Annotated in this window: 6 protein-coding genes, 2 tRNA genes and 2 rRNA genes (1 of these 10 only partly in view); all 10 read left to right on the forward strand. The window is 43.5% G+C overall.

The annotated features are described in order from the left end of the window. The first annotated feature begins 70 nt into the window (after nucleotides 1–70). Complete coding sequence (gene patA / locus STYK_RS00860; protein WP_020903405.1) at nucleotides 71–1,777, forward strand: multidrug efflux ABC transporter subunit PatA; 1,707 nt, start codon at nucleotides 71–73, stop codon at nucleotides 1,775–1,777. 1 nt (nucleotide 1,778) lies between these two features. After that, nucleotides 1,779–3,545 carry a multidrug efflux ABC transporter subunit PatB gene (patB, locus tag STYK_RS00865; RefSeq protein WP_004258659.1) on the forward strand — a complete coding sequence of 589 codons (1,767 nt, stop codon included), beginning with the start codon at nucleotides 1,779–1,781 and terminating at the stop codon, nucleotides 3,543–3,545. Nucleotides 3,546–3,683: 138 nt separating this feature from the next. Next, complete coding sequence (locus tag STYK_RS00870) at nucleotides 3,684–4,373, forward strand: gamma-glutamyl-gamma-aminobutyrate hydrolase family protein (RefSeq protein WP_000124770.1); 690 nt, start codon at nucleotides 3,684–3,686, stop codon at nucleotides 4,371–4,373. 169 nt (nucleotides 4,374–4,542) lie between these two features. Next, nucleotides 4,543–5,892 (forward strand): glucose-6-phosphate isomerase, encoded by a 1,350-nt coding sequence (locus STYK_RS00875; protein WP_049547242.1) that lies wholly within the window; start codon nucleotides 4,543–4,545, stop codon nucleotides 5,890–5,892. Between the two features lie 233 nt (nucleotides 5,893–6,125). Beyond that, complete coding sequence (gene gltX, locus STYK_RS00880; RefSeq protein ID WP_261805072.1) at nucleotides 6,126–7,586, forward strand: glutamate--tRNA ligase; 1,461 nt, start codon at nucleotides 6,126–6,128, stop codon at nucleotides 7,584–7,586. A 13-nt stretch (nucleotides 7,587–7,599) separates the two neighbouring features. Continuing rightward, nucleotides 7,600–8,034 (forward strand): cytidine deaminase family protein, encoded by a 435-nt coding sequence (locus tag STYK_RS00885; RefSeq protein ID WP_084923638.1) that lies wholly within the window; start codon nucleotides 7,600–7,602, stop codon nucleotides 8,032–8,034. A 244-nt stretch (nucleotides 8,035–8,278) separates the two neighbouring features. Then, a tRNA-Glu gene (locus STYK_RS00890) sits at nucleotides 8,279–8,350 on the forward strand. A 242-nt stretch (nucleotides 8,351–8,592) separates the two neighbouring features. Beyond that, nucleotides 8,593–10,138 (forward strand): 16S ribosomal RNA (locus STYK_RS00895). A gap of 51 nt (nucleotides 10,139–10,189) precedes the next feature. Then, nucleotides 10,190–10,262 (forward strand) — tRNA-Ala (locus STYK_RS00900). Nucleotides 10,263–10,387: 125 nt separating this feature from the next. Then, nucleotides 10,388–10,421, forward strand: a 23S ribosomal RNA gene (locus tag STYK_RS00905); it runs 2,867 nt beyond the window's last position. Together the 16S and 23S rRNA genes with 2 tRNA genes alongside form the textbook arrangement of a ribosomal RNA operon.

Here is a 10,421-nt window from a genome sequence, read left to right on the forward strand (position 1 = left end):
ATCACACAAACAGAATGAAAAGGAGCTGACACATTGTCGCTCCCTTTTGTCTATTTTTTAAGGAGAAAGTATGCTAATTCAGAAAATAAAAACCTACAAGTGGCAGGCCTTGGCTTCGCTTCTGATGACAGGCTTGATGGTTGCTAGTTCACTTTTGCAACCGCGTTATCTGCAGGAAGTCTTAGACGCCCTCCTTGCTGGGAAATATGAAGCCATTTATAGTATCGGGGCTTGGTTGATTAGTGTGGCTTTGGTCGGTCTGGTTGCTGGTGGGCTCAACGTTGTCCTCGCAGCCTATATTGCCCAAGGAGTTTCATCTGACCTTCGAGAGGATGCCTTCCGTAAAATCCAAACCTTTTCTTATGCCAATATTGAACAATTTAATGCGGGAAATCTAGTCGTTCGCATGACAAATGATATCAACCAGATTCAGAACGTCGTCATGATGACCTTTCAAATTCTGTTCAGGCTCCCCCTCTTGTTCATCGGTTCCTTTATCTTGGCTGTTCAAACCTTACCTTCTCTGTGGTGGGTGATTGTTCTAATGGTAATCTTGATTTTTGGCTTGACAGCTGTCATGATGGGAATGATGGGGCCTCGTTTTGCCAAGTTTCAAACACTTCTTGAGCGCATCAATGCCATTGCCAAGGAAAATCTACGCGGTGTTCGTGTGGTCAAGTCCTTTGTCCAAGAAAAAGAGCAGTTTGCTAAGTTTACGGAGGTTTCAGACGAGCTTCTCGGTCAAAACCTTTACATCGGATATGCCTTTTCAGTAGTGGAACCTGTCATGATGTTGGTCGGTTATGGGGCGGTTTTCCTCTCTATTTGGCTAGTTGCAGGGATGGTTCAATCGGATCCATCGGTTGTTGGCTCCATTGCTTCCTTTGTTAATTACCTAAGCCAGATTATCTTTACTATTATTATGGTTGGATTTTTGGGAAATTCTGTCAGTCGTGCTATGATTTCTATGCGTCGTATTCGAGAAATTCTTGACGCAGAGCCAGCCATGACCTTCAAGGATGTCCCAGATGAAGACTTGGTCGGAAGTCTTAGCTTTGAAAATGTGACCTTTACCTATCCAATGGATAAGGAACCGATGTTGAAAGATGTGAGCTTTACTGTCGAACCTGGACAAATGGTTGGTGTCGTTGGAGCGACTGGTGCAGGAAAATCAACCTTGGCTCAATTGATTCCACGTCTCTTTGACCCACAGGAGGGTGCTATCAAAATTGGAGGCAAGGATATTCGAGAAGTGAGTGAAGGAACCCTGCGTAAAACAGTTTCTATCGTTCTCCAACGTGCCATTCTCTTTAGTGGAACGATTGCAGATAACTTGAGACAGGGTAAGGGAGATGCTACTTTATTTGAAATGGAGCGCGCAGCCAATATTGCTCAAGCCAGTGAATTCATTCATCGTATGGAGAAAACCTTTGAAAGTCCAGTTGAAGAAAGGGGAACCAACTTTTCAGGTGGGCAAAAACAAAGGATGTCGATTGCCCGTGGAATTGTCAGCAATCCACGTATTCTGATTTTTGACGATTCGACCTCAGCCTTGGATGCCAAGTCAGAGCGCCTGGTTCAGGAAGCCTTGAATAAGGACTTGAAAGGAACGACAACCATTATCATCGCTCAAAAGATTAGCTCGGTTGTTCATGCAGATAAAATCTTGGTTCTGGATCAAGGACGATTGATTGGTCAAGGTACGCATGCAGACTTGGTTGCCAACAATTCCGTTTACCGTGAAATCTACGAAACACAGAAAGGAAAGGAGGAGTAAAATGAAGACAGTTCAATTTTTTTGGAATTATTTTAAAGTCTATAAGCTATCATTTGTAGTTGTTATCCTGATGATTGTTCTGGCGACTCTTGCCCAAGCTCTCTTTCCGGTATTTTCTGGACAAGCGGTAACAGAGTTAGCTAATTTAGTTCAAGCTTATCAAAATGGCAATCCAGAACTTGTTTGGCAAAGTCTATCAGGAATCATGGTCAATCTTGGTCTGCTGGTTTTGGTTCTATCTATCTCTAGTGTGATATACATGTGTCTCATGACACGCGTGATTGCAGAGTCGACCAACGAGATGCGCAAAGGTCTCTTTGGTAAGCTTGCTCGCTTGACGGTTTCTTTCTTTGACCGCCGTCAAGATGGCGATATCCTGTCTCGTTTTACCAGTGATTTGGATAATATCCTCCAAGCTTTTAACGAAAGCTTGATTCAGGTCATGAGCAACATCGTTCTATACATTGGTCTGATTCTTGTCATGTTTTCGAGAAATGTAACGCTGGCTCTCATCACCATTGCCAGCACACCAGTGGCCTTCCTCATGCTGATTTTCATCGTAAAAATGGCACGCAAGTACACCAACCTCCAGCAGAAAGAGGTAGGGAAGCTCAACGCCTATATGGATGAGAGTATCTCAGGTCAAAAAGCTGTCATTGTGCAAGGAATTCAAGAGGATATGATGGCAGGATTTCTTGAGCAAAATGAGCGCGTGCGCAAGGCAACCTTTAAAGGAAGAATGTTCTCAGGAATTCTTTTCCCTGTCATGAATGGCATGAGTCTGGTTAATACAGCCGTCGTCATCTTTGCTGGTTCAGCTATTCTATTAAACGATAAGACTATTGAAACAAGTACAGCCTTAGGTTTGATCGTTATGTTTGCCCAATTTTCACAGCAGTACTACCAGCCTATTATCCAAGTTGCAGCTAGTTGGGGAAGCCTTCAGTTGGCCTTTACTGGGGCTGAACGGATTCAGGAAATGTTTGATGCAGAGGAAGAAATTCGACCTGAAAAGGCTCCGACCTTTACTAAGTTGCAAGAAGGTGTTGAAATCAGTCATATTGATTTTTCATACTTGCCTGATAAACCCATTTTGAAAGATGTCAGCATTTCTGCTCCTAAAGGCCAGATGACAGCGGTTGTTGGTCCGACTGGGTCAGGGAAAACGACTATTATGAACCTCATCAATCGCTTTTATGATGTTAATGCTGGTGGGATTTATTTTGACGGTAAAGACATCCGTGACTATGATTTAGATAGTCTCAGAAGCAAGGTGGGAATTGTCTTGCAAGATTCGGTCTTGTTTAGCGGAACGATTCGAGACAATATCCGTTTTGGTGTGCCAGATGCTAGTCAAGAAATGGTTGAGGCAGCAGCCAAGGCAACCCATATTCACGACTACATCGAAAGCTTGCCTGATAAGTACGATACTCTTATAGATGATGACCAGAGCATCTTCTCGACAGGACAAAAGCAATTGATTTCTATCGCTCGAACCCTGATGACAGATCCAGAGGTTCTCATTCTCGATGAAGCCACTTCGAACGTAGATACTGTGACAGAAAGCAAGATTCAGCATGCCATGGAGGCGGTTGTAGCAGGCAGAACTAGTTTCGTCATTGCCCATCGTTTGAAGACTATCCTCAATGCAGACCAGATTATTGTCCTTAAAGATGGAGAAGTCATTGAACGCGGTAGCCACCATGAACTCTTGAAACTGGGTGGCTTCTATTCAGAACTCTATCACAATCAATTTGTTTTTGAATAAGAAAAAAGTTGTCCCCTTGGGCAGCTTTTTCTTGTCCATAAAAAATATTTATCACAGCCTTAAAAAAAGACATATTAGACGAAAGTCATTTTGAGTGATATGATAAGACTATCGTTAACATTCGAAAGGAGAGGCATCATGGCTAGAACGGTTGTAGGAGTTGCTGCAAATCTATGTCCCGTAGACGCAGAGGGCAAAAACATTCATTCATCTGTATCTTGTAGATTCGCAGAGAGCATTCGTCAAGTCGGTGGTCTCCCTTTAGTCATTCCTGTTGGTGATGAGTCAGTTGTTCGCGATTATGTAGAAATGATTGACAAACTTATCTTGACAGGCGGTCAAAATGTCCATCCTCAGTTTTATGGAGAGAAAAAGACCATCGAGAGTGATGATTACAACCTAGTGCGTGACGAATTTGAATTGGCGCTCTTGAAAGAAGCGCTTCGTCAGAATAAACCAATCATGGCAATCTGTCGCGGTGTCCAACTTGTCAATGTTGCCTTTGGGGGAACTCTCAATCAAGAAATCGAAGGCCACTGGCAAGGACTACCTTTCGGGACATCTCATTCTATTGAGACAGTAGAAGGAAGTGTGGTGGCTAAGTTATTTGGAAAAGAAAGTCAAGTTAATTCCGTTCATCGTCAGAGTATTAAAGATTTGGCACCTAATTTCCGTGTAACTGCTATTGACCCAAGAGACCAGACCATCGAAGCGATTGAGTCTATCGATGAGCACCGCATTATTGGTTTGCAGTGGCATCCAGAGTTTCTGGTTAATGAAGAAGATGGCAATTTAGAATTATTTGAGTATTTATTGAATGAACTGTAACGACTGGAACATCTAGTCGTTCTTTCTTTTATTTTTTCAAAATTTTTGGAATGTGGGATTTTTACGCAAACGTTTGAATTCTGATAAAAATTGGAGAAATTCGACAAAAAACTTGAAAAAAACGAAGGTAAGCGTTATGATAGAAAAGAAGAAATATTGGAGGAATAACATGTCACATATTAAATTTGATTATTCAAAAGTTTTAGACAAATTTGTTGCACCACATGAAGTGGAATACATGCAATCACAAGTAACAGCAGCAGATGAATTGATCCGTAAAGGAACTGGTGCTGGTAGCGACTTCTTGGGATGGTTGGACCTTCCTGAAAACTATGACCGCGAAGAATTTGACCGTATCTTGAAAGCTGCTGAGCAAATCAAATCAGACAGCGATGTCTTGGTTGTAATCGGTATCGGTGGATCTTACCTTGGTGCCAAAGCAGCAATCGACTTCTTGAACCACCACTTTGCAAACTTGCAAACAAAAGAAGAACGCAAAGCTCCACAAATCCTTTACGCAGGAAACTCAATCTCATCTACTTACCTTGCTGACTTGGTAGAGTACGTAGCTGACAAAGACTTCTCAGTAAACGTGATTTCTAAATCAGGTACAACAACTGAGCCAGCGATTGCTTTCCGTGTCTTCAAAGAACTCTTGGTTAAGAAATACGGTCAAGAAGAAGCTAACAAACGTATCTATGCAACAACTGACCGTCAAAAAGGTGCTGTTAAGGTTGAAGCAGACGCTAACGGTTGGGAAACATTTGTTGTTCCAGATGACATTGGTGGACGCTTCTCAGTCTTGACAGCTGTTGGTTTGCTTCCAATCGCAGCATCAGGAGCTGACATCAAAGCCCTTATGGAAGGTGCGAACGCAGCTCGTAAAGACTACACTTCAGACAAGATTGCTGAAAATGAAGCTTACCAATATGCAGCCGTTCGTAACATTCTTTACCGTAAAGGCTATGCAACTGAAATCTTGGTAAACTACGAGCCATCACTTCAATACTTCTCAGAGTGGTGGAAACAATTGGCTGGTGAATCAGAAGGAAAAGACCAAAAAGGTATTTACCCAACTTCAGCCAACTTCTCAACTGACTTGCACTCACTTGGTCAATTTATCCAAGAAGGAACTCGTATCATGTTTGAAACAGTTGTCCGTGTTGACAAACCTCGTAAGAACGTGATTATCCCTAGCTTGGAAGAAGATCTTGATGGACTTGGTTACCTTCAAGGAAAAGACGTTGACTTTGTAAACAAAAAAGCGACTGACGGTGTTCTTCTTGCCCACACAGATGGTGATGTACCAAACATGTACGTGACTCTTCCAGAGCAAGACGCTTTCACTCTTGGTTACACAATCTACTTCTTCGAATTGGCTATCGCCCTTTCAGGTTACTTGAATGCTATCAACCCATTTGACCAACCAGGTGTTGAAGCTTACAAACGTAATATGTTTGCCCTTCTTGGAAAACCAGGATTTGAAGAATTGAGCAAAGAACTTAACGCACGTCTATAATAGAAGAAAAGAGTGGTTTGTCCACTCTTTTTACTCTCTTTATCCATAGAAATTGGACTCAGCCAAGACTTGTGATATAATATAGAGAGCAAAAAGGCAGACGCCTAATACTCTTCGAAAATCAAATTCAAACCGCGTCAACGTCGTCTTGCCGTACTCAAGTACAGCCTGCGGCTAGTTTCCTAGTTTGCTCTTTGATTTTCATTGAGTATAAAGACTTTATAGGAGAAACTATGTCAAAAGATATTCGCGTACGTTACGCACCAAGTCCAACAGGACTACTACACATCGGGAATGCCCGTACAGCATTGTTTAACTACTTGTATGCACGCCATCATGGTGGAACATTTATCATTCGTATCGAAGATACTGACCGTAAACGTCATGTCGAGGATGGGGAACGTTCACAGCTTGAAAACCTTCGTTGGTTAGGTATGGATTGGGATGAAAGCCCAGAAACACATGAAAATTACCGCCAGTCTGAGCGTTTGGACTTGTATCAAAAATACATTGACCAACTATTAGCTGAGGGAAAAGCCTACAAATCTTATGTTACAGAAGAAGAGTTGGCCGCTGAACGCGAACGCCAAGAAGCAGCTGGTGAAACACCACGCTACACCAATGAATACCTTGGTATGAGTGAAGAAGAAAAAGCAGCTTACATCGCAGAACGTGAAGCGGCAGGGATCATCCCAACTGTTCGTTTGGCTGTCAATGAGTCAGGTATCTACAAGTGGCATGATATGGTTAAAGGCGATATCGAATTTGAAGGTGGCAATATCGGTGGTGACTGGGTTATTCAAAAGAAAGACGGTTACCCAACTTACAACTTTGCCGTTGTCATCGATGACCATGATATGCAAATTTCTCACGTAATCCGTGGAGACGACCACATTGCTAATACACCAAAACAGCTCATGGTTTATGAAGCACTTGGTTGGGAAGCTCCAGAGTTCGGTCATATGACCTTGATTATCAACTCTGAAACTGGGAAAAAATTGTCTAAACGTGACACCAACACCCTTCAGTTTATCGAAGACTACCGTAAAAAAGGTTACCTTCCAGAAGCAGTCTTTAACTTTATTGCTCTTCTTGGTTGGAACCCAGGTGGAGAAGATGAGATTTTCTCTCGCGAAGAATTGATTAAACTTTTCGATGAAAACCGCCTGAGCAAGTCTCCAGCAGCCTTTGACCAGAAAAAACTAGACTGGATGAGCAATGATTATATCAAGAATGCAAACCTAGAAACTATCTTTGAAATGGCAAAACCATTCTTAGAGGAAGCGGGCCGTTTAACTGACAAGGCTGAAAAATTGGTAGAACTCTATAAGCCACAAATGAAATCAGTAGATGAGATTATTCCATTGACAGATCTGTTCTTCTCAGATTTCCCAGAATTGACAGAAGCAGAGCGCGAAGTCATGGCGGGAGAAACAGTCCCAACAGTTCTTGAAGCCTTCAAAGCAAAACTTGAAGCGATGGCAGATGATGAATTTGTAACAGAGAATATCTTCCCACAAATCAAAGCTGTTCAAAAAGAAACAGGTATCAAAGGGAAAAATCTCTTCATGCCAATTCGCATCGCAGTTTCAGGTGAAATGCATGGACCAGAATTGCCAGATACTATCTTCTTGTTAGGCCGTGAAAAATCAATCCAGCATATCGAAAACATGCTAAAAGAAATCTCTAAATAAGAAGGGTACAATAATGGACATCTGGGAAAAGATGTACGAAGAAGCACAGAAATTGTATAATCCACATGAAGTATCTGATTTTGTTTATGCTAATCATGTCGTTGCCGCAGTAGAAGCAGAAGATGGGCAAATATTTACAGGATTCTGTATGGAGGGAACCTGTGGTGTTTTCCATCTCTGCGCAGAACGGGCGGCCCTCTTCAATATGTACCAATTTTCAGGACAAACTAAGGTTAAAAAAGTATTAGCCTTTCGAGACAAACCACCTTATGGTGGAAGTTCAGGAATGCCCTGTGGAGCTTGCAGAGAATTCCTCTTAGAGATGAACGCTGAAAATAAAGATGCAGAATTTATGATGGACTACGATACAAGAAAGACGGTGAAAGTCGCAGAACTAATCCCATATTGGTGGGGAGAAGAACGGGCTTCCAAGTTTAATAATCAATAGAAGAGTCAGTATAATGCTGACTCTTTTTACTTAAAGCTTAAGTTCAACTGGTTTTACTAATGCTTGATTAGTCGAAAAGAATCGAAAAAAGAGTGCACAAAATCCTCTCATCTGAAAGCGTTTCAGATTAAGTTTCGCTATGGTGGAAGTTACGTTGAGAAGTTATCACTTAAAAAAGTTTAAAAAAGGTGTTGACAAAGTTAGAAAAGTCGGTATAATAGTAAGAGTTGAAAATAACAACTCTGGTCCGTTGGTCAAGGGGTTAAGACACCGCCTTTTCACGGCGGTAACACGGGTTCGAATCCCGTACGGACTATGGTATGTTGCGGATGGAACACTTGATGAAAAAAGATTAAAAAAGTTTCAAAAAAGTGTTGACAAGCGAAAGCACCTGTGATATACTAATATAGTTGTCGCTTGAGAGAAGTGAGTGACAAAGACCTTTGAAAACTGAACAAGACGAACCAATGTGCAGGGCACTACAACTAAGGTTGTAGTACTGAACAATGAAAAAAACAATAAATCTGTCAGTGACAGAAATGAGTGAGAACTCAAACTTTTAATGAGAGTTTGATCCTGGCTCAGGACGAACGCTGGCGGCGTGCCTAATACATGCAAGTAGAACGCTGAAGGAGGAGCTTGCTCTTCTGGATGAGTTGCGAACGGGTGAGTAACGCGTAGGTAACCTGCCTGGTAGCGGGGGATAACTATTGGAAACGATAGCTAATACCGCATAAGAGTAGATGTTGCATGACATTTGCTTAAAAGGTGCAATTGCATCACTACCAGATGGACCTGCGTTGTATTAGCTAGTTGGTGGGGTAACGGCTCACCAAGGCGACGATACATAGCCGACCTGAGAGGGTGATCGGCCACACTGGGACTGAGACACGGCCCAGACTCCTACGGGAGGCAGCAGTAGGGAATCTTCGGCAATGGACGAAAGTCTGACCGAGCAACGCCGCGTGAGTGAAGAAGGTTTTCGGATCGTAAAGCTCTGTTGTAAGAGAAGAACGAGTGTGAGAGTGGAAAGTTCACACTGTGACGGTATCTTACCAGAAAGGGACGGCTAACTACGTGCCAGCAGCCGCGGTAATACGTAGGTCCCGAGCGTTGTCCGGATTTATTGGGCGTAAAGCGAGCGCAGGCGGTTAGATAAGTCTGAAGTTAAAGGCTGTGGCTTAACCATAGTACGCTTTGGAAACTGTTTAACTTGAGTGCAAGAGGGGAGAGTGGAATTCCATGTGTAGCGGTGAAATGCGTAGATATATGGAGGAACACCGGTGGCGAAAGCGGCTCTCTGGCTTGTAACTGACGCTGAGGCTCGAAAGCGTGGGGAGCAAACAGGATTAGATACCCTGGTAGTCCACGCCGTAAACGATGAGTGCTAGGTGTTAGACCCTTTCCGGGGTTTAGTGCCGCAGCTAACGCATTAAGCACTCCGCCTGGGGAGTACGACCGCAAGGTTGAAACTCAAAGGAATTGACGGGGGCCCGCACAAGCGGTGGAGCATGTGGTTTAATTCGAAGCAACGCGAAGAACCTTACCAGGTCTTGACATCCCTCTGACCGCTCTAGAGATAGAGTTTTCCTTCGGGACAGAGGTGACAGGTGGTGCATGGTTGTCGTCAGCTCGTGTCGTGAGATGTTGGGTTAAGTCCCGCAACGAGCGCAACCCCTATTGTTAGTTGCCATCATTCAGTTGGGCACTCTAGCGAGACTGCCGGTAATAAACCGGAGGAAGGTGGGGATGACGTCAAATCATCATGCCCCTTATGACCTGGGCTACACACGTGCTACAATGGCTGGTACAACGAGTCGCAAGCCGGTGACGGCAAGCTAATCTCTTAAAGCCAGTCTCAGTTCGGATTGTAGGCTGCAACTCGCCTACATGAAGTCGGAATCGCTAGTAATCGCGGATCAGCACGCCGCGGTGAATACGTTCCCGGGCCTTGTACACACCGCCCGTCACACCACGAGAGTTTGTAACACCCGAAGTCGGTGAGGTAACCGTAAGGAGCCAGCCGCCTAAGGTGGGATAGATGATTGGGGTGAAGTCGTAACAAGGTAGCCGTATCGGAAGGTGCGGCTGGATCACCTCCTTTCTAAGGAAAAGGAACTGCGCATTGGTCTTGTTTAGTCTTGAGAGGTCTTGTGGGGCCTTAGCTCAGCTGGGAGAGCGCCTGCTTTGCACGCAGGAGGTCAGCGGTTCGATCCCGCTAGGCTCCATCGGTGAGAGATCACCAAGTAATGCACATTGAAAATTGAATATCTATATCAAATAGTAACAAGAAAATAAACCGAAAACGCTGTAGTATTAATAAGAGTTTATGACTGAAAGGTCAGAAAAATAAGGTTAAGTTAATAAGGGCGCACGGTGGATGCCTT

The sequence above is a fragment of the Streptococcus toyakuensis genome (assembly GCF_024346585.1).
Lineage (GTDB): Bacteria > Bacillota > Bacilli > Lactobacillales > Streptococcaceae > Streptococcus > Streptococcus toyakuensis.